We start from the raw sequence: 20,236 nt of genomic DNA, 5'->3' as shown, positions 1-20,236 counted from the left end.
CTACTTCCCGTAGACCAGGCTGGGCAACCAGGTGGCCAGGCTGGGAAAGAGCATGAGGATCACCAGCCCCGTGAGCTGAAGAAGCAGGAAGGGAATGGCCGCCCGGTAAATGGTGCCCATGGGAATCTGTGGGGCCACCCCGCGGACGTAGAAGAGAGCGTAGCCAAAGGGCGGGGAGAGAAAGGACATCTGCATGTTCACCAAGTAAAGAACCCCAAACCATAGGGGGTCAAACCCCAGGTCCCGGATGATGGGCACGAAGACTGGCACCGCCAAGAGGAGAATCCCCACCCAATCCAAGAACATGCCCAGGACGATGAGGATCGCCTGCATCAGGATTAGAATGCCCCAAGGCGAGAGGCCTGTGCTCAGCAGGAGCTCGCTGATGTACCGGTCCCCTCCCTGGGCTACGTAGAAGGCCACAAAGGCGTTTGCCCCAAAAATGATCCAGAGGACCATGGCCGTGGCCTTGGCCGTCTGTTCCAAGGCCAGGCGCAGGTTCTGCCAGGTGAGCTTGCGGTGCAAGGCGGCTACCACCATGGCCCCGAAGGCGCCCACCGCTGCGGCCTCCGTGGGGGCGGCAAGGCCCAAGAAGATGGTCCCCAGGACCAAGAAGATAAGGAGCAGGGGAGCCCAGATGCCCCGCAACGCCCGCCACCGCTCCGCCCAGGTGGGGGCCTCCTCCTTGGGGATGCGGGGAGCCCCTTCTGGGTACAAGAGGGCGTACACCACAGAGAAGAGCATGTAGAGGCTGGAGAGGACCAGGCCGGGAAGCACGGAACCTAGGTATAGCTCGCCCACGGACTGGTTGGCCACCAAACCGTAGATGATGGCCAGAACGCTGGGGGGAATGAGGATCCCCAAAGTGCCCCCGGCCATCACCGTACCTGCGGCCAGCACCGGGCTGTACCCCCGCCGCAACATGGAGGGCAGGGCCACCAAGGCCATGGTGACCACCGCTGCCCCGATGACCCCCACCATGGCTGCCAGCACCGTGGAGGCGGCCACCGTGGCCACTGCCAGGCCGCCCGGCACCCGCCCCAGCCACTTGTAGGCCACGTCGAAGATCTCCTCTATGAGTCCAGACTTTTCCAGCATGGAGGCCATGAAGATGAAGAGAGGGATGGCCGCCAGCAGGTACTGGGTCATGTTGTTCCACATGCGTTGGGGGACCAGGGCTAGGGCATCGGGGCTCCAGAGCCAGCCGATGAAGACCACGGCCACCCCGCCTACCAGGAAAGCCAGGGGATAGCCCGTGAGCAGGAGGAGGAAGAGGCTGCCGAACATCAGCCAAGAGAGGGTCTCAATGGGCATGCTCTTCCTCCTTTCCCAGAAGCACCTTGAGGTCCCGTAGGAGATTGGCCAGACCTTGGAGCAAGATCAGGGCACCCCCCAAGGGAATCGCCAGTTTGAAGGGGAAGATGGGGATTGCCTGGTTAGCCAGGGAGAACTTCCGGTTCTGCCAGGAGGTCCAAAAAAACTTCCAACCGTAGACGAGCAGCGTGCCACAGAAAAGGGCAAGGAACACGAAGCCTAAGAGGTTTACCCACGCCCTGCCCTTAGGGGAAAGGCGGGCGTAGAAGACATCTACCCCCACGTGGGCCTTTTCTTTGAGGGCATACGCCCCGGTGAAGGCGTAAAGTAAGCCGAAGAGCAGGGTGGAAACCTCGTGGGCCCACTGGGTGGGGGCGTTGAAGAAATAGCGCCGCACGACCTCTACGGTAAGGATGAGCACCGCCGCCAAGGTGAGCCAGGCGGCCAGGCGGCCCGACCACAAGCTGAGGGCCTCCACGAAGACCAGGAAGCGTTGGAGGGTTCGCCCCACGTTCCCGCTCCTAGAGGCTAAGGCCCCGGAGGTCAGCGTCGGTCACGTAGCCCAGAGCCTTCATGTACTCCAGCTGGCTGGAGAAGGCCTCGCGGGCGTACTTGTCCTGCTTGGCCCACTTGAACCAGATGGGAATGGCCACCCGGCGGAACTTGCGCACATCCACCGTGGAGAGGCGGATGATCTGGACCCCGGCCGCCCTATACTTGGGCCAGGCCTCGAGGTTGGCCTTCTGGATCCCCGCGTAGTGGACCCAGCTCCACTCGTGCACTGCCGCCTCGAACCGCTCCCGCAGGTTCTTGGGCACCGCCCGCCAGCGGGCGAGGTTTAGAGTGATGTCCGCCAGGTCCACAGGCTGGTGGATGCAGGGGGTTTCCGGCGGCCCCATGATGATGTACTTGGTCACCTGGTGGAACCCGAGGTTGTAGTTCACCGCCGGGCCCACGAAGTCGGCGGCGTCGATCACCCCCCGCTCCAGGGCCGGGTAGACCTCTCCCCCGGGCAGAAGGACGGTGGCCGCACCGGCGGCGGCGAAGATCTCAGCGATCATCCCCCCGGGCACCCGCAGCTTCACGCCCTTGAACTCCTCGAAGCTCTTGATGGGCTTTTTGGAGTGAATGAGGTTGTAGTCGTGCTGGACTGGACCCACATAGAAAAGGCCCTGCTCCTCAAAGGCCTTTCGGGCCAGTGCTAAGCCGCCCAAGGCGTAGTACCAGGTCTCCCACTGGTCGGGGCGGTCCAGACCCATGGGGTAGGAGGAGAGGAAGGCGGTAACGGGCATCCTCCCCGCCCAGTAGGGGGTAAAGGGATGCATCCCGTCCAGCACCCCGCTCTTCACCGCGTCGAACATGTCGAAGGTGCCCACCACCGCCCCGGCAGGGAAGGTTTGGATCTCGATCTGCCCGTCGGTGAGCTCCTTGACCCGCTCGGCGAACTTTTGGAATAGGCTATAGCCCACGGTGCCCGCGTCCCAGGCGGACTGGATGCGCCAGCGAAACCTGGGGGCTTGGGCGATGGCCAAGGGGCTGAAGGTCGCGCTGGCCGCCACGCCGGCAGCCACCCTACGGATGAAGCTTCTCCGACTCTCCTTCATGGCCTTCCTCCCTTGAAATAAGGGCCAATGCCGTTAACCGCCGACGCTGAGGTGAGGTTTTCCTGACGGGCCTATGAGAACACCCTTGTCAAGACCCGCGGACGGCCTTCCTGGGGGCCGGAAGGGAGGAAACACTGGGCTGGGGAGCCTAGGGGTCCGTGCGCGCGGCTCCCCTGCCGGTGAAAGCCAAGGCGGCTTACCTAGGGCTTTTCTAGTGTCCTATCCCACGCACGCTACAGCGGGGTGCTTAGGGGCGCATTCTTGTGTACATCCGGGGGAAGGGGATGGCCTCCCGCACGTGGCTGAGGCCCCCAATCCAGGCCACCGTGCGCTCCAGGCCCAAGCCAAAGCCCGCATGGGGCACGCTGCCAAAGCGGCGGAGGTCCAGGTACCAGCCGTAAACCTCTTCTGGAAGCCCAAACTCCTGGATTTTCCGCTTCAGGAGCCCCAGGTCGTGGATGCGCTGGCTTCCCCCGATGATCTCCCCGTAGCCCTCGGGGGCCAGGAGGTCGTCGTTGAGGACGAGCTCGGGGTCCTCAGGGTCGGGCTCCATGTAGAAGGCCTTGATGCGAGCCGGGTAGCGCTCGATGAAGACCGGGCGGTCAAACTGGCGGCTGATGGCCGCCTCGTGGGGGGCGCCGAAGTCCTCCCCGTAGGGCAGGGGGGGTACCTCGGGGTCTTTTTCCGCCAGGCGGTTCACCAGGGCCACGGCCTCCTTGTAGGTGAGCCGGGGGTAGTGGCCTTGGGCGGCGGGCTCGAGGGCCTTGGGGTCCCGTTCCAACATCTCCAACTCCCTGGCCCTTCGCTCCAGCACCCGGCCCACCAGGTAGCTCACCAGCTCCTCCTGCAGGGCCATGTTCTCCTCGTGGGTCATGAAGGCCACCTCGGGCTCGATCATCCAAAACTCCAGGAGGTGGCGGCGGGTCTTGCTCCTCTCCGCGCGGAAGGTGGGGCCGAAGGTGTAGACCTTGCCGTAGGCCAGGGCCCCGGCCTCGGCGTAGAGCTGGCCTGACTGGGAAAGGTAGGCCTTCTCCCCGTCAAAGAGGTCCACCTCAAAGAGGTCGGTGGTGCCCTCTACGGCGCTGGGGGTGAGGATGGGGGCGTCGAAGCGGAGGAAACCCCTTTCGGCGAAGAAGTCGTGAATGCCCCGTTCGATTTCGTCTCGGATGCGCATCACCGCGAAGGGGCGGCGGTGGCGGAGCCAAAGGTGGCGGTGGTCCATGAGGAAGTCGATGCCGTGTTCCTTGGGGCCGATGGGGTACTCCCCTTGGGGGAGGCTCACCACCTCCAGGCCCCGCACGGCGAGCTCGTACCCCCCGGGGGCCCGCTCGTCCTTACGCACCACGCCCCACACCCTGAGGGCAGTCTCCTGGGGCAGGCGGTCCGCCTGCTGGAAGACCGCTTCCGGCACCTCCCCATGGAACACCGTGGCCTGAAGGAAGCCCGTGCCATCCCGGAGGATCAGGAAGTGGATCTTGCCCTTGGAGCGTTTTTGGTAAAGCCAGCCGCGGAGCTCCACCTCCTGTCCCTCGTGCCGGGGGATCTCGTCAATGAACACCCGCATACCTCAAGGAGTCTACCCCAGGAGGCCCAAAAGGGCCTCGGCGAGGCCGCAGGCCTCCACCGGGGCCACCACCCGCTGGGCCGCTTTCCGGACGCTTTCCGGGGCGTTCCCCATGGCCACGCCCAGGCCCACCGCCCGGAGGAGCTCCAGGTCGTTCTCCCCGTCCCCCACCATGGCGCAGGCTTCCAGGGTGAGGCCGTAGGCCTCTGCCACAAAGCGGGCCGCGGAGAGCTTGCTCACCCCCTTCTTGGTGAGGGAAACAAAGCGCACCCCGGGCATCTTGGGGCTTTCCGCGATGTGGGGGGAAAGCCCCGGGGGCAAGCGGTCCAGAAAAGCGCCCAGGGGCGCTTCGGGCCCGGCCAGCACCTGGAGACGCACCAGGGGGCTTGGGAGGTGGAGGAGGTCGGCCCCTTCCGCCTGTAGGCCCAAAAGCTCCTGGTGGGCCAGGAAGAGGGGGCTTTCTCCTTCCACGTAGAACCCCCCTTCGGCGGTGTAGCCCTCGAGGGGAAGCCCCAGCCTGCGGGCCAAGCGGACCGCCTCCTCTACCTCCTCCCGGGCCAGGGCCTCCACCAGTAACGGTGTCGCCGGGGTTTCGTGGGGGTCTTGGGACAGGCGGAGGACCACTGCCCCCGACTCAAACACGTGGAGGCCTGCCGGAGCGAGCCTGCGGGCGTAGGCCAACGTTTCCCCCCGGCCTGGCCGCCCGGTGATGAGGGCGAGGGCGATCCCCCGCTCCTGTAGGGCGGCCACCGCGGGCCAGACGCAAGGGGGCACCCCTTCTTTCCCCACCAAGGTGCCGTCTACGTCCACGAACACCAAGCGCACCATGTTGCCCTTAGAACTCGCCGGTGTGCAGGATAACGGCCTCTCCTCCGATCTGCACCGCATAGGGCTGGCCCATGGGGCTGTACTCCACCACCACCTCTACCACCCCTGGGTTGCCTAGGCGGTGGCCCTGGTAGATGGTGAGGGCTACCTGGCCCTCCCGCCTCGGCACCACCCCCGCCCGGGCCAGGAGGGCCCCCAGGGCGGCGTTGGCGGAGCCCGTCACCGGGTCTTCGGGGATGCCGAGAAGGGGGGCGAAGTCCCGGGCGTAGAAGCTCCTCGGGCCCATGGGGGCGTAAGCGTGCACCGTGGCCACCTCCAGCTTGCGGGAGACCTCGGTTAGGAGGGGCATGTCGGGCTCCAGGGCGTCCACCACCCCGGGGGCGATGAGGGGTACAAAGAGACTCCAGAGTCCGGTGTAGGCGATGCCGTAGGGGAGCCCCCGGTGGAGGTAGCGTTCGTCCGAGCCCAGGGCCTCGAGGGCCTCCTTGAGGGCCTGGTAGGGGGGCAGGTCGCGGAAACGGGGGGCCGGGCCCCGCACCAGGGCCTTCTTGGGCTCGCTCCCCTCGTAGACGATGTCCACCGGCAGGGCCTCCGTGGGGGTGTGCAGGAAAAGGCGGGTGGTTCCCCCCGGGGCCAGGCCCAGGCGCACCAGGGCCAAGCCCAAGGCCACGGCGGCGTGCCCGGAGAACTCCACCTCCCCCCCGGGGGTGAAGAAGCGCACCGCAAAGACGTTGCCCCGGCGCTCGGTGACGAAGGCCGTTTCAGGCTCGGAGAGCCTGCGGGCCACCTCCTGCATCTCAGGTGGGGTCATGCCCCGGGCGTCCAGGACGATGGCCACCCGGTTCCCCGCCCCGGGGGCGGGGGCGAAGGCGTCCACGATGGCGTAAGGGATCCTAGGCATTCCGGATCACCCTCAGGCCCAACTCGCGAAGCTGCTCCTCCGAAACGGGGCTGGGCGCCCCGGTGAGGGGATCTTTCCCCTCCTTGTTCTTGGGGAAGGCGATGACCTCACGGATGGAGGGGCTGGCCGTCATCAGGGCCAGGAGGCGGTCCAGCCCCCAGGCAATGCCCCCGTGGGGCGGGGCCCCGTACTGGAGAGCCTCCAGGAAGAACCCGAACTTTTCCTTCTGCTCCTCCTCCCCGATGCCCAGCACTTGGAACATCTTGGCCTGAAGAGAAGGATCGTGGATGCGGATGGAGCCGCCCCCTACCTCGGTGCCGTTCAGCACCAGGTCGTAGGCCAAGGCCCGCACCGCCCCCGGGTCCCTGTCCAGCAGGGGCAGGTCCTCGGGGTGGGGGCTGGTGAAGGGGTGGTGCATGTAGGTCCAGCCCTGCCGCTCCTCGTCCCACTCCAGGAGGGGGAAGTCCACCACCCAGAGGAAGCGGAAGCCCTCCCTGGGGAGGTCTAGGAGCTCCGCCAGCTTAAGCCGCACCTGCCCCAAGGCGGTGACCGCTACCTTGGCCGGCCCGGCCACGAAGAGAAGGGTGTCCCCCGGGGCGGCTTTCGTGGTCTCCAAGAGACTTTGCCGCACGGGTTCCAGAAACCTAGCGACCCCGCTTGCGAAACCTCCCTCCTCCACTCGGGCAAAGGCCAGGCCCTTTGCCCCGTGGCGCTTGGCCAACTCCTCCAAGTCCGAGATCTCCTTGCGGGATAGGGCTTTGGGCACCGCCAGGGCCTTTACCCTTTCCGCTTCGCGGAAGACCTGGAACTCGCTTTCCCGGAAGAGGGGCCCCACCTCCACTAGCTCCAGGCCGAAGCGGGTGTCCGGCTTGTCGGAGCCGTAGCGCTCCATGGCCTCCAGATAGGAAAGGCGGGGGAAGGGGAGGGGAAGCTCCATCCCCAAGGCCTCGCGGAAGACGTGGGCCATGAGGCGCTCGTTAAGGGTGAGGACGTCCTCCACCTCCACGAAGCTCATCTCCAGGTCCATCTGGGTGAAGTCGGGCTGGCGGTCGGCCCTGAGGTCCTCATCCCGGAAGCAGCGGGCGATTTGGAAGTAGCGGTCCAAACCCGCCACCATGAGCATCTGCTTGAAAAGCTGCGGCGACTGGGGGAGGGCGTAGAAGAGCCCCGGCTCCTGGCGGTAGGGCACCAGGAAGTCCCGGGCCCCTTCCGGGGTACTCTTGGTGAGGAAGGGGGTTTCCACCTGGACAAAGCCCTCCCGGTCCAGGAAGTCCCAGATGGCCTTGATGACCCGGTGGCGCAGGCGCAGGTTTTCTTGCATGCGCCGCCTTCTCAGGTCCAGGTAGCGGTACTTGAGGCGGAGGTCCTCGGAGACTTCCTTTTCCTCCTCCCCCCGCCAGCCGGCATCCACGGGGAAGGGGGGTGTCTTAGCCTCGGCCAGGACCTCCAGGGCGGAAAGCTCCACCTCCACCTCCCCGGTGGCTAAACGGGGGTTGGGCTCCGGGCGGAGGCGCACCGTGCCCCGGGCGCGCACCACCCATTCCGAGCGCACCCGTTCCGCTTCCCGGTAGGCGGGGCTTTCGGGGTGGGCCACCAGTTGCACTAGCCCTTCCCGGTCCCGGAGGTCCAGGAAGATGAGGCCCCCCAGGTCCCGGCGGCGGTTCACCCAGCCCTCGAGGACCACCTCCTGTCCGGCGTGTTCTGGCCGTAAGCTCCCGGCGTAGTGGGTGCGGCGCATAATCTTCTAAATCTTACCCGATGCTCAGGAAAGGGTTCCGAGGAGGAAGCCCAGGACCTCGGCCTGGGGCAGGCGCACCTGCTCCCCGGTGGCCAGGCGCTTCAGGGTGACCTCCCCGGTCCTCAGCTCGTCCTCGCCCAAAAAGCCCGCGAAGCGGGCGTTCCGCTTCAAGGCCTCCTCCACCCCCTTCCCCGGCTTCTTGGGGGTGAGGGCGTACTCCGCCCGGATGCGGGGCCTAAGGGCTTCCGCCAGGTAGAGGGCCTCCGCCACGGCTTCCTCCAGCAGGGGCACCAGGTAAAGGTCTGGCCCCTTGGCCTCGGGGAGGGTGAACCCCTCGGCCTCGAGGGCCAGGGCCACCCGCTCCACCCCGAAGGCGAAGCCCACCCCAGGCACCCTTGGCCCCCCCAGGAGCTCGGAAAGCCCGTCGTACCGGCCGCCGCCCCCTAAGGCCGACTGGGCGCCGATCTCGGCGTGGTGCACCTCAAAGGCGGTGCGCACGTAGTAGTCCAGGCCCCGCACCAAGGCCGGGTCCAGCTCGTAGGGGATGGAAAGCCGTTCCAGATGGCGCTCCACCGCCTTCAGGTGGGCGCGGGCTTCTTCCCCCAGGAAGTCCAGCATGGGCCTTACCCCAAGCTCCCGCAGGAGGGCTTGGTCCTTCTCGCTCTTGGAGTCCAGGATGCGCATGGGGTTGAGCTCCAAGCGCTCCTGGGAGTCCTCGGAAAGCTCCTCGCGGTAGGGGGAGAGGGCTTCCCGCAGGTAGGCGTTGTACCGGGCCCGGTCCTCGGGGTCGCCCACGGAGGAGAGCTTCACGGAAAGGCGCCGCAGGCCGAGCTCCCGCAGGCAGTCGTGGAGCAAGGCCACGGCTTCCGCGTCCAGGATGGGGTTTTCCGAGCCCAGGGCCTCGTAGCTCACCTGGTGGAACTGGCGGTACCGCCCCTTCTGGGGGCGCTCGGCCCGGAACATGGGCCCGGCCATCCAGAGGCGCACGGGCTGGGGCCAGACCTTCATGCCGTGCTCCAGGTAGGCCCGCACCATGGCGGCGGTGCCTTCGGGGCGCAGGGTGAGGGAGCGCCCGCCGCGGTCTTGGAAGGTGAACATTTCCTTGCGGACGATGTCCGTGGAGATGCCCACGCCCTTTTCAAAGACCTGGGTTTCCTCGAAAATGGGCGTGACCAGTTCCAAGGCTCCGGCTGCCTCCAATACCTGACGGGCGGTGGCCACGATGTGCTGGTGGAGCCCAAGCTCCTTGCCAAACAGGTCTTTGGTGCCGCGGACGGCCATACTACCCCACTTTACCCCGTATACTTTGGACATGGTCGGCAGGGGTCTTGGGAGGGCCCTGGCGGTTTTCCTTTACCTGGCCCTCACCCTCACCGCCTCCACCGGGGTAGCCCTGCAAATGTACCTCATGCAGGTGCAAAACCCGGGGTTGCGGGCCGACTTGTGCCAGGCGCCGGGAGAGGAGAGGGAGGTGGATCACTCCCTCTTCTGCGGCATGCAGGTGGCTTCCGGCCTTCCCGTGGTGCAGGAGCCAGCGGCCCCCACCTTGCTGGAGGTGTTGCGGGTCCGCCCCAGCGCCCGGGCAGGCCATCCTGAACCGGCGCGGTCCAACCTGGCGCCTCGCGCCCCTCCTTACGCCTAGCGGCAAACCCCCAAGCGGTGTAGGCCCAAAGGCGAAAGGAGGTGGCGTGGATGCACGCAGTGGTGTTGACCCATAACCTGGAGCTTTACGCCCTGGTGGCAGAGGCGTTGCGCAAGGAAGGTTGGAAGGTTGCTTGGAGGGAAGGCAAGGGGCTGGTCCTGGCGGATTTGGACTTCCTGGAGCACGGCCAGGTGTGGCTGTGGCGGACTCCGGCGGGGTTCCGGGCCTACGACCCCAGGCGCCAAGCCTTCCTCACCCGGCGCGATGACCCGAAGACCCTATCCGATGGCCTTCGCGGGCGGTTGGGCCTTGCCCTTTCCCCCGGGGAGGTGGAGGTTCTTTGGGCTTTGGGCCGTGGGGTGGAGGCGGAGGCCAAGGCCCTGGCCCGCGCCCTAAGCCTCTTTCCCTACCAGGCCCGCTTCCACCTCAAGGGGCTCAGGAACAAGTTCGGCCTCCCGCTAGGCGATCTCGCCCGCCTGGCTTGGCATCAGGTGCAGGTAACGGGGTTTCAAGGCCACCCGCAGGCGCTGGCCCGGGTGCAGGCGAAGCCTCTCTTGGACGTGCCGGGGCAGGAGCAGGGTGAGGGTTACAGGCCCCAAGAAGCGGCCGCGGAAGGCAAGGCCCTCGGGGTGCAGGCCCTCTAGTACCCCTTCCAGGACGTTTTCCGGGGGCAGGGGGCGGTCTTCCCGAACCACGATGACTTCCTCTGCCCGCACCCCGAGCCATACCTCCTCGTCCATCCGGGCCCAGGAGGGGAGGGGGAGAGTAAGGATCACCTGGCCCACCGCCACCCCGCCCGGTACCACCCGGGCGGGGAAGAGGTTTTCGTAGCCCAAAAGCCGGGCTACCTCCACCTCTTTAGGGGAGGCCAGGACTTCCTCAGGGGGGCCTTCTTGCAGGATGCGTCCCCGGCCCATCACCAGAAGCCAGTCCGCCATGCGGGCCAGGGCGGGGTCGTGGCTCACGGCTAGGGCCGGGATGCCCTGCTGGCGGATGAGGTCCACCAGGTCGGCCACCACCTGGTCCTTGGTGAGGGGGTCCAGGGCGCTGGTGGGTTCGTCCAAGAGGAGAAGCTCCGGTTTCCGGGCAAGGGCTCGGGCCAAGGCCACCCGCTGCTTTTGGCCTCCCGAAAGTTGGCCTGGCCGCTTGTGGGCATGCTCCCGCAGCCCGACCCGTTCCAGGAGCTTCAGGGCCTGCTCCTTGCGGCCTGGGCCCCTCAGGGGAAAGGCCACGTTCTCCCAGGCGGTCATGTGGGGGAAGAGGGCCAGGTCCTGGGGGAGGTAGCCCACGGGTCTGCGCTCTGGGGGGAGGCCCGGGAAGGGGGTGCCCTGGGCGGGGACCAGCCCCGCCAGGGCTTTGAGGAGAGTGGTTTTGCCCACCCCGCTTTCCCCTAGAAGCACGGTGAAGCCCCGGATGTGGAAGTGGGCCTCGAGGGCCACCGGTCGCCTTATCTGGTAGTGGACTTCCATGCGCGCCCCCTCGCTTCCAAGAGGCGAACCGCCACCAGCACCCCCAGGCTGAGAAGGAGGAGGACCGCCGAAGCCTCGGCGGCCTCCCGGAAGCGGAGGGCCTGGACCAAGTCGTAGAGGTAGATGCTTACCATCTGCGTCTTCCCGGGAATGGAACCCCCCACCATGAGCACCACCCCGAACTCCCCCAGGGTGTGGGCGAAGGCCAGGAGGGTGCCGGAGAGGAGGCCGGGCCAGGTGAGGGGCAGGACCACCTTCAGCCAGATCTTGCCCCTGGGCACCCCCAGGGTTCTCGCCACCTCCAGGAGGTTCCGGTCCAGGGACAGGAAGGCTTCCCGGTAGGCAGTGAGGGCGAAGGGGAGGCTGAAGAGGACGCTGGCGAAGACCAGCCCCTCAAAGCTGAAGGCCCAAGAGAGGCCGGTGAGCTTCCGCCAGGGCCCCTCGGGCCCTAGGAAGAGAAGGATGTAGAACCCCAAGACCGTGGGGGGCAGGACCAGAGGGAGGAGGAAGATGGCTTCCAGAAGGGCTTTCCCTGGAAATGAGCGGAAGGCCAACCACCAGGCCAGGGGCACCCCCGTCAGGAGGAGGACGAAGGAGGCCGTCAGGGCCACCTCTAAGGAAAGGGTGAGGGAGGTCCAGAAGGGCGGTTCCAGCATCTACTCTCCCGGAAGCACAAAGCCGTAGCGCTTGAGAATGGCCCGGCCCTCGGGGCTTCCCACGAAGCGGTGGAAGGCCAGGACCTCAGGCCGGGCCTTGCCCTTGAGGACCACGTAGTTTTGCTCCAGGAGAAGGTGGCTTCCCAAGGGGGCGGCCCAATAGACCCCAGGGCGGGAGAGGCTTTCGTGGACCGCCAGGGGCAGGGCCAGGATGCCTGCCTGGGTAGCGGTCAGGGCCAGCTGGGCCGTCTGGGAGATGTTTTCCCCGTAGACGAACTCAAAGTGGGGTTTGCCCCGCCGGAGGGGCTCCGGGTCCCAGTAGGCCTCCACCCCCCGGGTGAGGCTTTCCCAGGGGATCTCCGCCCACGAAAGCCTGGGAAAAGGTTGGCTCAGGCCGGATATGGGCGCGTCGGGCCGCCTTTTGAGGAGGCCGTAGCGCTCCAAAAGGGTGACGGCGGCCCGGCCGTAGGGGGCGTGGACGGGGTTGGCGATGGCCAGCCGGGTAATGCGGGGGTCTTTCAGGGCCTCGGGTCCGGGGGTAAGCCCCAGCTTCCGGTCCAGCCAGATGGCCATGCGCCCGATGGCGTAGGGCTTGCGCGTGCCCCGCTCCGTAAGCCCCTTTTCCTCCAGGAGCTTGGGGTAGATGCTCTCGGCGGAGAAGTAGAGGTCCGCCTCGAGGCCCTGGGAGAGCTGGGTGTAAAGCTTGCCCGAGGAGCCGAAGATGAGGGACACCTTGACCCCCGGGTTCTTGGCCTCAAACACCTGGGCCACCTCGCCGAGGGCGTACTGCAGGTCGGCGGCGGCCACCACCCGCACTTGGGCCTCTGCCAGGGCCACGCCAAAGCTCAAGAGCCAGACGCTCCAAAGGATGGGTTTCATGGATGCCTCCTTTGCGACCGCGGCAGGCGGCGGGGTTGCCCCCGCCACCCCGGGGCCCTCTGGCCCGGCCCGGAAGGCCCAGGGGGTCTTTCCGGGCTCGGAGGTAAGGGCATTTTACACGCGAAGGTAGGCTTTGCTGGGTTTAGGCCTCCAGGGCTCTGGCCTCAGAAAAGCGGTTCTTGGCTCACCGCCTTCACCTGGCGGCGCTCCTTGGGGGGGAGGCCGTCCAGGACGCGCTTCACCTCCTGGATGTCCAGCCAGGTGAGGTGCTTGGGGCTTCCGGGGGCGCGGCTGGGGTTCCTGAGGAGGTAGGCGGGGTGGAACATGGGGAAAACCCGGATGCCGTGCCACTCGTACCACTTTCCCCGTACCTTGGTGATGGATACCTTCTCTCCCAAGAAGAACTCCGCCGCCACCGCCCCTAAGGGGACGATGACCTGGGGGGCGATGAGTTCCACCTGCTTGATCAGCCACTTGTCGGTGCAGATTTTGGCCTCGTCGGGGAGGGGGGTGCGGTTTCCCGGCGGGCGGCACTTGACGATGTTGGTGATGTAAATGGATTCCCGGGGGATGCCCGCCGCCTCCAGGATGCGGTTTAGGAGTTGCCCTGCCTTGCCCACAAAGGGACGGCCCGTCTTGTCTTCTTCCTCGCCTGGCCCCTCCCCCACGATCATGAGCCGGGCGTCGGGGTTGCCCTCCCCAAAGACCACCTGGGTTCTGCCCTCTGCCAGGCGGCAGGCGGTGCAGGCCTGGGCCTGCGCTTGCAAAAGCTCCAGGGTCATTGCAGGGGCTTCCTCGCCTTACGGGCCTCCCGGCGGGTTTTGGGGTCCAGACCGATCATGAGGAAGAAGTTCTCCAAGGCGTTTTCCTGCCCCTTGATCTCGGGGTGCTGGTCCTCCGGGGTGCCGGTGACGAAGGGCAGGGACTTGTAAAGCTCCAGGGCGTACTGCACCACGGCCTCGGGGCCCTCGGCTTCCGCCACCTCCGCCAGCTTGGCGTAAACCTCCCGCCTGGCCTCGGCGTGGCGGCGAAAAACCTCTGGGTTTGGCGTTTCCGGCGCCCGGAGAACGTCCTGCTTGGCGATGCGGCGGTAGTGCTTCAGGCCGCGAACGATCTCCTCCGTGGTCAGCGTGATCTTGAACTCCATCCCCGCTCCTTTCCGCCCTTAGGGCCCATCCTTTGGCAGATTATAAGCCCAGCCCCGAAGGGATGCGTATACTTGGGGGGATGGAGGTTCTGGGCAACTATTGGTTGCGGCGTATTCTCGCCCGTATTGCAACCGTTACCGTGTACGAGGGGCAAGATACCCGGACGGGAACGCCGGTTTTGGTGCTCAAGGGGGCGCAAGGCAACCCCGTGCAGGGCGAAGGGATCCTGGCTTTGTTGGAGGAAACCCCGGAAGCTTGGGTATTGGAGTGGCCCATCGGGGCGGTGCCCTTGAGCCAGTACCTGGGGGTGGCGGACCTGGAGCGCACCGCCCACTGGCTCCGGGAGATGGCCCAGCTCTTGGCGGCCCTCGAGGCCCAAGGGGTGCGCTACGCCCCCGTGCCCGAGCTTTGCCTGGTCAAGGGCAAGCGGGTGTGGCTGGCAGGGGTGGGGCTGGAGGCTCTGGCCGGGGAGGGGCGGAAGGCGGTGGCGGCGTTGGCCCGCGCCCTGGTGGGGGAGCGCTGGCCCGAGTTCCCCCTGGCCAAGGCGGTGGAGGCCCTGGAGTCCTCGGCGGGCTCTTGGGAGGGCTTGCTGGGGAAAGGGGAGGAAGCTCCCGTGGCGTCATCGGAACCTTCCCCGGAGGCCCAGCTTCCGCCAAGGGAAGCCCCGCCCCCTTCAGGGGAAGACGCTTCCCCGGGGCCAGGGGAGGGGAAGAAGCGCCTGTCCGTGGAACCCGTTCCCGAGCCGGAGGTCCCGGGGCCGCCGCAGGAGCCGGAGCGTCCCCCGAGCCGTCCCCGGGTGGTGCGCATAGAGGAGCGGGAAGAGCCTTCCTTCCCCGTTCTGGAGCCCTCGAGGGAACGGGGCCCGCGTTTGGCGCTTGCGGCGCTCCTCCTAGCGGTTTTGCTCTTGGGGGGAGTGGGCTTTTGGCTCCTGCGTCCCCGGAGCCAAGGCCCGGGGGGCTACACCATGGAGTTCCGCACCGACCCTCCCACGGAGCGGGCCGAGGTGATTTTGCTGGAGGTTCCGGAAGGCTCCAAGATGCTCCCCGGGCGGGTGCTCCTCACCGCCCCCGGGCGGGTGGAGTTTGACCAAAAGGGGGTGTACCGCCTGCGCATCCGGGTGGCGGGGAGAGACCCGGTGGACTACCTCTTGGAGGTGCCGGGCCCGCCCCTCACCATCAAGGTACGCTAGGGCCATGACCGAGCGTCCCGCCGTGTACCTGTACCGCTACTTCTTCGCGGGGGAGCCCGCGGGGGAGGGGAAGCTGGAGGTGCGCCCGCAGGGCCGGGGGGTCAAGGCCGCCCTGAGCGCCGAGGTGCTCCTTCCCCTGCCCAAAACCCGCCAGCGCTGGCAGACGGAAACCGATGCCGAGGGGTTTTCCCTTTACTTCGCCGAGCGGGTGGAAGGGCGGGAGGCCCGGGTCTTCACCGTGGAGCGCCTCGAGGAGGAGGGCGTGGTCCTGGTGACCCAGGGGAAGGAGAGCCTAGCCCTGCCCTTCGTGGCACCCTACCACGACCCCCTTTCCCTTCTTTTAGCCCTTCCCCGGCTGGAGCTCCTCCCCGGGGAGGTGGTGCGCTTTCCCATGCCCGGGGGGCGGGTGTACGTGGAGCGGCTGGCGGATGTGGAGGTGGAAGGTCGCTTGCGCCTCCAGTACCGCCTGCGTCCCGGCCTGACCTTGGTGCAGGTGGAGGAAGGGGTGCCCGTGCGCCTGGCGCAGCAGGTGGGCAACCACGTCTTCGAGGCCCACCTGCAGGGTGTGGAGGAGGCGAAAAGACGCCGCCGCTGGGTATAGTGGAGGCATGATCTACCGCGCGGAGGAGGTGAGGGAGCGCTTCGCCCGCCGGGGCCTTTCCTTTGACCCCACGGTGGAGGAAATCGTGCGGGGCATCCTGCAGGCGGTGCGGGAGGAAGGGGATGCGGCCCTAGACCGCTTCAGCCTGGACCTGGACGGCCACCCCGTGGAGGAGATTCCCAAGAAGGCCTGGCGCCAGGCCTACGAGGACCTGGACGAGGAGCTCCGCGACGCCCTGGAAACTGCAAAGGAGCGCATCGAGGCCTTCTACCGGGAGGAGGCTCGCGGGGGTTTTTTGAAGGCGGATGAGAAGGGATTATTGGGCCAGCTGGTGCGGCCCATGGCCCGAGTGGGGGTCTACGTCCCAGGGGGCACCGCTCCCCTCCTCTCCAGCCTCCTCATGACCGTGGTCCCGGCCAAGGTGGCCGGGGTGGCGGAGGTGGTGGTGGCCAGTCCCCCCAGGGTCCACCCCGGGGTGTTGGCCGCCGCCTGGGTGGCGGGGGCGGACCGGCTCTTCGCCATGGGGGGGGCGCAGGCCGTCGCCGCCTTGGCCTACGGCACGGCCCGCATCCCCCGGGTGGACAAGATCGTGGGTCCCGGCAACGCCTACGTGGTGGCGGCCAAGCGCCAGGTTTTCGGAGTCGTGGGCGTAGATGGGCTGGCCGGCCCCACGGAGACCCTGATTGTGGCCGATGGCTCCGCCTCCCCTAAGCTCCTGGCTGCAGACCTCCTGGCCCAGGCGGAGCACGGCCCCGACTCCGAGCCCTGGCTCCTCTCCCCAGAGCGGGCCCTTTTGGAGCGGGTGGAGGCCGAGCTCGCCAAGCAGCTTTCCGATCTTCCCCGGGCGGAGATCGCCCGGCGGGCCCTGGAGAAGGGAGGGTTGGTCCTCACCCGGGACCTCGAGGAGGCCCTGGAGCTGGCCAACCTCTACGCCCCCGAGCACCTCTGCCTGGCCCTGGCGGACCCCCTGCCCTGGCTGGGGAGGGTGCAGAACGCTGGGGGGGTCTTCCTGGGGGAGGGGAGCCCCGAGGCCCTGGGGGACTACATCGCCGGGCCCAGCCACGTGATGCCCACCTCGGGCACCGCCCGCTTCCAGGGGGGGCTTTCGGTGCGGGACTTCCTCAAGGTCATTCCGGTGATGGGCCTGAGCGAGGGCGCGGTGAAGGTGTTGGCGCAGAAGGGGGCCCTCCTGGCCCGGGCGGAGGGCCTCGAGGGCCACGCCCGCTCCTTGGACCTAAGGCAATGAAAATCTTTCACGAGCTTCTCGGCCCCCTAGACCTCCCCGACCGCTTCGGGCGCATCGTGAGCCTGGCCCCCAACCTGACGGACGCCCTTTTCGCTCTGGGGGTGGGGGATAGGCTGGTGGGTCGGAGCGCCTTCTGCCACCGCCCGGCGGAGGTGCTTTCCCTGCCGGTCCTGGCCTCCTACACCAAGACCCGCACCGACTTCCTCCGGAGCCTGAAGCCCGATTTGGTCCTCCTCTCCACCGGGGTGCAGCGGGAGCAGGCCCTCAGGCTCAAGGAGGAGGGCTTTCCCGTCTACGCCGTGCCCTTGCCCACGAGCCCCTACGGTATCCTGGAAAACCTCTCCACCCTGGGCCACCTTCTGGACCTGGAGGAGCGGGCCGCGGAGCTGGCCCACGGGCTTTCCCAGCGCTATGGCCGCCTCAAGGGGCGCTTTGACCTGAAGGTCTACTTTGAAATGGACCTGGGCGGTCCCATCACCGTGGGCCGGGGGAGCTACATCGCCCAGGCCCTTTTGCACCTGGGCCTTAAGCCCATCTTCCTGGACGTGCCCCAGGCCTACTTCCCCCCGGACCTGGAGGAGGTCAAGCGCCGCAGACCCGACCTCTTCCTCTACGAGCCCAAGCCCTGGGGGAAAAACCCCCTGGCGAAGGCGAGGGCCCTGGCGGAGGAGCGGGGATGGGACTTTCCCGTGGCCGCCACCGATGGGGACGAGCTGGCCCACTACGGGCCCATGTTCTTCGCCTTCCTGGAGAAGTTGGCGGGGCGGATAGAGGAAACCTTAGCCCAGGCTTAAGGAGAGGCGGGGACAGGGCATGTAGAGTAGGGAGCATGAACCGGCTTATTTTCATGGCCCTTCTTGCGGCCACGGCCCTTCTCCTCACTGCCTGTCCTCAGACGCCCCCGCCGCCTCCCGTAAACCCCGCCGAGTGCCCCGTGGGACCCTTGCAGGCGCAGGCTACGGAGGAGCCACTTCGCCTCCAAGGCTTGGGCCGCTTTGCTGGGGAATACGTGCCCGGGGAGCTCCTGGTGCTTCCCAAGCCGGGGCTTTCCGTCCAGGCCCTGCGGGCTGAGGGAGTGGAGCCCCAGGAGGCCCTTTCCCAAGGCCTCTTGCGGGTGAAGGTGCCCAAAGGGCAGGAGGAGGCCAAGGCCTGGGCCCTCCTCCGGGCGGGGGCGCAGTACGTGCAGCCCAACTACCTCTACCGCCCCCTGCGGACGCCCAACGATCCCCTCTATACAACAGACCAGAAGGTATACCTTAACAACCTGCTCCGACTGGAAGCGGCCTGGAACCTGAGCACGGGCCGGGGGTGCCCTCCCCTCATTGCGGTGCTGGATACGGGGGTCCTGAACCATGAGGACTTTCAGACCAGCAAGTACCTCCCTGCAGGCGTCAACCTGGATGTGGCCGATGGGGACGCCGACCCCACCGATGGGCAAGCCCCCTATCAAGACAGCTACGGACACGGGCTTCAGGTGGCCAGCGTCCTGGGTGCGGACACCCACAATGGCCGGGGCATGGCCGGGGTGACCTGGGGGGGCTACATTCTGCCCATCAAGGTGTTCCGTGACGGGGGCGGGGCCACCACCGCTACCCTCCTGGAGGGCGTGCGGCTCGCCCGAAGCCTAGGGGTGCGGGTTGCCAACATCTCTTTAGGTCAGAACGGGTACGACAGCCTGCTGGATGGAGAGCTAGCCCAGGCCCGGGCCCAGGGGATGGTGATCGTGGCGGCGGCAGGGAATTATACGTCGGGAGGCCCGGTCATGTTCCCTGCCAGCAGCCCTAGCGCCTTGGCTGTGGGGGCGGTGGACCAGGACCGAAGGCGAGCCTCGTTTTCCGCTTATGGTCCGGAGCTTGATCTGGTGGCCCCCGGCCAAGGGGTGGTTGTGCCGGACCCCAACAAGCCGCAGGGCTACTTGGTGGGTAGCGGCACCTCCTTTGCTAGCCCCATCGTGGCGGGGGTGGCAGCCCTGTACATGAGCAAGTACGCCAGCGAGCGCAAAAGCTGGCCCTCACCGGATCAGGTGTACACCTGCTTGACCCAGGCCGCCGAGGACCTGGGCCCTGCGGGGAAGGACGATGAGTACGGCTTCGGCCTGGTGCGCGCCGACCGGGTGCTGACCGACACCACCTACTGCTTCCCCTAATCCCCCTCACCCGAGGGGGTGTAGACTGAGCCCCCGTGCGGCGGTTGCTCATCCTTCTCTTCGCAGTCCTTTTGCTGGCCTTGGGGATTTGGGCCTACCCCCTTTTGGGCCCTGCGGTGCGCCATGGGGCGTTGCCCGCTCCTGAAGGGCTCAAAAACCCCTTGACCCTCTTGGTCTATGGCTCCAGCCCCGAGTACTCCGGCTACCACCGGCGGGCCCCGGAGCGGTTTCGGGGCCTGGCGGACACCATCCTCCTGGTGCGCCTGGACCCGGGGACGGGCCGGGTGGTGGTCCTCTCCATCCCTAGGGATGTCTGGGTGAACCTCCCCGGCTACGGCTGGCACAAGGTGAACGCGGCCAGCCCCTTGGGCGGCCCGGACCTCATGAAGGAGGCGGTGGCCCAGATCACCGGGGTGCAGGCGGACCGCTACGTGGTGGTGAGCACCGAGGCCCTCCGCCGGGGGGTGGACGCTTTGGGGGGGGTTAGGGTCTGTGTGGAGAAGCCCATGCGCTACCGGGACACCGCCGCGGGCTTGGACATCGATTTAAAGCCGGGGTGCCAAGTGCTGAACGGCGAGCAGGCGGAGGGCTACCTACGCTTTCGCAAGGACGCCTTGGGGGACATCGGGCGGGTGCAGCGGCAGCAGGCCTTCCTCCACGCCCTCAGGGAGCAGGTGCTTTCTCCTTCCGGCCTGCTTCGCCTGCCTAGGGCGGTGGCGGCGGTGGAGCCCTACGTGCAGACCGACCTCACCCGCCAGGAAACGGGGGCCATCCTGGGTTTCGCCATGAAGCGGCCCGCCCTGGTGAGCCTCCTTCTGCCAGGACGCTTTGGCGGCGGGGGTTGGCGCGTGGACGAGGCGGCTCTTCGGGAGCTGGTGGGCCTCTACTTCAACGGGGAGGGCACCGCGGAGGAGGCGGCGCTTTCCGGGAGGCGGGTAGCCCTGGTCTTCGGCCCCGGGCAGGAGGGCCAGGCCGAGCGGGTCAGGGAGAGGCTTCAGGCCCTGGGCCTGCGGGTGCTCCTGCACCCGGTGGAACTTTCCCCCACCCGCACCGAAGTGCTGGAGAACGGGCCGGGGGTACTGGCCCGAACATTGGGGGAGAGGCTGGGGGTGCCCTACCGCATCTCCGGGGAGGCGGTTTTGGGGGCGGATCTCACCCTAAGGCTTGGCGAGGACTTCCCGCTTTAGTAGCATGAAAGGCGCCCGCCGGGGTGGCGGAATGGTAGACGCTGCGGACTTAAAATCCGCTGGGGGGTTACCCCCGTACGGGTTCGAGTCCCGTCCCCGGCACCAGGCGGCCCCGGAACCACCG

General features: G+C 67.3%; 20 protein-coding genes, 1 tRNA gene and 1 riboswitch. Of the genes, 8 read left to right on the top strand and 13 right to left on the bottom strand.

Annotation, left to right across the window (positions count from 1 at the left end):
- The 8 genes from L1088_RS07410 to hisS form a co-directional block, all read right to left on the bottom strand.
- Window positions 1-1,314 (bottom strand): TRAP transporter large permease, encoded by a 1,314-nt coding sequence (locus L1088_RS07410; protein WP_038046028.1) that lies wholly within the window; start codon window positions 1,312-1,314, stop codon window positions 1-3.
- Window positions 1,304-1,825 carry a TRAP transporter small permease subunit gene (locus tag L1088_RS07405; RefSeq protein ID WP_234554367.1) on the bottom strand — a complete coding sequence of 174 codons (522 nt, stop codon included), beginning with the start codon at window positions 1,823-1,825 and terminating at the stop codon, window positions 1,304-1,306. Before L1088_RS07405 ends, L1088_RS07410 begins: the two co-directional genes overlap by 11 nt.
- A 10-nt stretch (window positions 1,826-1,835) precedes the next feature.
- Window positions 1,836-2,918 carry a TRAP transporter substrate-binding protein DctP gene (dctP, locus tag L1088_RS07400; protein ID WP_234554366.1) on the bottom strand — a complete coding sequence of 361 codons (1,083 nt, stop codon included), beginning with the start codon at window positions 2,916-2,918 and terminating at the stop codon, window positions 1,836-1,838.
- Window positions 2,919-3,165: 247 nt separating this feature from the next.
- Window positions 3,166-4,482, bottom strand: a complete 1,317-nt coding sequence (gene asnS / locus L1088_RS07395) for an asparagine--tRNA ligase (protein WP_234554365.1) — start codon at window positions 4,480-4,482, stop codon at window positions 3,166-3,168.
- Window positions 4,483-4,494: 12 nt separating this feature from the next.
- Entirely contained in the window at window positions 4,495-5,310 is an 816-nt protein-coding gene (locus L1088_RS07390) for an HAD family hydrolase (protein WP_234554364.1), read from the bottom strand.
- A gap of 7 nt (window positions 5,311-5,317) precedes the next feature.
- A complete protein-coding gene (locus tag L1088_RS07385; RefSeq protein WP_234554363.1) occupies window positions 5,318-6,211 on the bottom strand; it encodes a PhzF family phenazine biosynthesis protein in 894 nt (297 codons plus the stop codon).
- Complete coding sequence (gene aspS / locus L1088_RS07380; RefSeq protein WP_234554362.1) at window positions 6,204-7,949, bottom strand: aspartate--tRNA ligase; 1,746 nt, start codon at window positions 7,947-7,949, stop codon at window positions 6,204-6,206. The genes L1088_RS07385 and aspS overlap by 8 nt, the downstream gene beginning before the upstream one ends.
- Before the next feature lie 24 nt (window positions 7,950-7,973).
- Entirely contained in the window at window positions 7,974-9,230 is a 1,257-nt protein-coding gene (hisS, locus tag L1088_RS07375; RefSeq protein ID WP_234554361.1) for a histidine--tRNA ligase, read from the bottom strand.
- A gap of 31 nt (window positions 9,231-9,261) precedes the next feature.
- On the opposite strand from hisS, the gene L1088_RS07370 reads away from it, so the two are divergent.
- Complete coding sequence (locus L1088_RS07370) at window positions 9,262-9,591, top strand: hypothetical protein (RefSeq protein WP_234554360.1); 330 nt, start codon at window positions 9,262-9,264, stop codon at window positions 9,589-9,591.
- Between the two features lie 458 nt (window positions 9,592-10,049).
- Here L1088_RS07370 and L1088_RS07365 read toward each other — a convergent pair whose 3' ends face one another.
- The 5 genes from L1088_RS07365 to L1088_RS07345 form a co-directional block, all read right to left on the bottom strand.
- Complete coding sequence (locus L1088_RS07365; protein ID WP_234554359.1) at window positions 10,050-11,060, bottom strand: ABC transporter ATP-binding protein; 1,011 nt, start codon at window positions 11,058-11,060, stop codon at window positions 10,050-10,052.
- Window positions 11,039-11,713, bottom strand: a complete 675-nt coding sequence (gene modB, locus L1088_RS07360) for a molybdate ABC transporter permease subunit (RefSeq protein ID WP_234554384.1) — start codon at window positions 11,711-11,713, stop codon at window positions 11,039-11,041. Before modB ends, L1088_RS07365 begins: the two co-directional genes overlap by 22 nt.
- Window positions 11,714-11,716: 3 nt before the next feature.
- On the bottom strand, window positions 11,717-12,595 hold the full coding sequence (modA, locus tag L1088_RS07355; protein WP_234554358.1) for a molybdate ABC transporter substrate-binding protein: 879 nt from the start codon (window positions 12,593-12,595) through the stop codon (window positions 11,717-11,719).
- A riboswitch (molybdenum cofactor riboswitch) is annotated at window positions 12,584-12,710 on the bottom strand. Its footprint overlaps the gene before it by 12 nt.
- Before the next feature lie 49 nt (window positions 12,711-12,759).
- The gene (locus tag L1088_RS07350; protein WP_234554357.1) at window positions 12,760-13,377 is read right to left on the bottom strand and encodes a uracil-DNA glycosylase; all 618 of its coding nucleotides are present in this window, start codon (window positions 13,375-13,377) and stop codon (window positions 12,760-12,762) included.
- A complete protein-coding gene (locus L1088_RS07345) occupies window positions 13,374-13,742 on the bottom strand; it encodes a hypothetical protein (protein ID WP_014515903.1) in 369 nt (122 codons plus the stop codon). Before L1088_RS07345 ends, L1088_RS07350 begins: the two co-directional genes overlap by 4 nt.
- A gap of 80 nt (window positions 13,743-13,822) precedes the next feature.
- Here L1088_RS07345 and L1088_RS07340 point away from each other — a divergent pair, with 80 nt between their 5' ends.
- The 7 genes from L1088_RS07340 (at window position 13,823) to L1088_RS07310 (ending at window position 20,217) form a co-directional block, all read left to right on the top strand.
- On the top strand, window positions 13,823-14,932 hold the full coding sequence (locus L1088_RS07340) for a hypothetical protein (RefSeq protein WP_234554356.1): 1,110 nt from the start codon (window positions 13,823-13,825) through the stop codon (window positions 14,930-14,932).
- Between the two features lie 4 nt (window positions 14,933-14,936).
- Window positions 14,937-15,533 (top strand): hypothetical protein, encoded by a 597-nt coding sequence (locus L1088_RS07335; protein WP_038046040.1) that lies wholly within the window; start codon window positions 14,937-14,939, stop codon window positions 15,531-15,533.
- A 7-nt stretch (window positions 15,534-15,540) separates the two neighbouring features.
- Complete coding sequence (hisD, locus tag L1088_RS07330; RefSeq protein WP_234554355.1) at window positions 15,541-16,779, top strand: histidinol dehydrogenase; 1,239 nt, start codon at window positions 15,541-15,543, stop codon at window positions 16,777-16,779.
- The gene (locus L1088_RS07325) at window positions 16,776-17,573 is read left to right on the top strand and encodes a helical backbone metal receptor (protein ID WP_234554354.1); all 798 of its coding nucleotides are present in this window, start codon (window positions 16,776-16,778) and stop codon (window positions 17,571-17,573) included. Before hisD ends, L1088_RS07325 begins: the two co-directional genes overlap by 4 nt.
- Window positions 17,574-17,608: 35 nt before the next feature.
- Window positions 17,609-18,925 (top strand): S8 family peptidase, encoded by a 1,317-nt coding sequence (locus L1088_RS07320; protein WP_234554353.1) that lies wholly within the window; start codon window positions 17,609-17,611, stop codon window positions 18,923-18,925.
- Between the two features lie 35 nt (window positions 18,926-18,960).
- On the top strand, window positions 18,961-20,112 hold the full coding sequence (locus tag L1088_RS07315) for an LCP family protein (RefSeq protein WP_234554352.1): 1,152 nt from the start codon (window positions 18,961-18,963) through the stop codon (window positions 20,110-20,112).
- A gap of 17 nt (window positions 20,113-20,129) precedes the next feature.
- A tRNA-Leu gene (locus tag L1088_RS07310) sits at window positions 20,130-20,217 on the top strand.
- Window positions 20,218-20,236: the final 19 nt, after the last annotated feature.

This window comes from Thermus caliditerrae (assembly GCF_021462525.1).
Classification (GTDB): Bacteria; Deinococcota; Deinococci; order Deinococcales; family Thermaceae; genus Thermus; species Thermus caliditerrae.
Note: the sequence above shows the minus strand (reverse complement) of the source record. Positions and strands in the feature narration are given on the sequence as shown.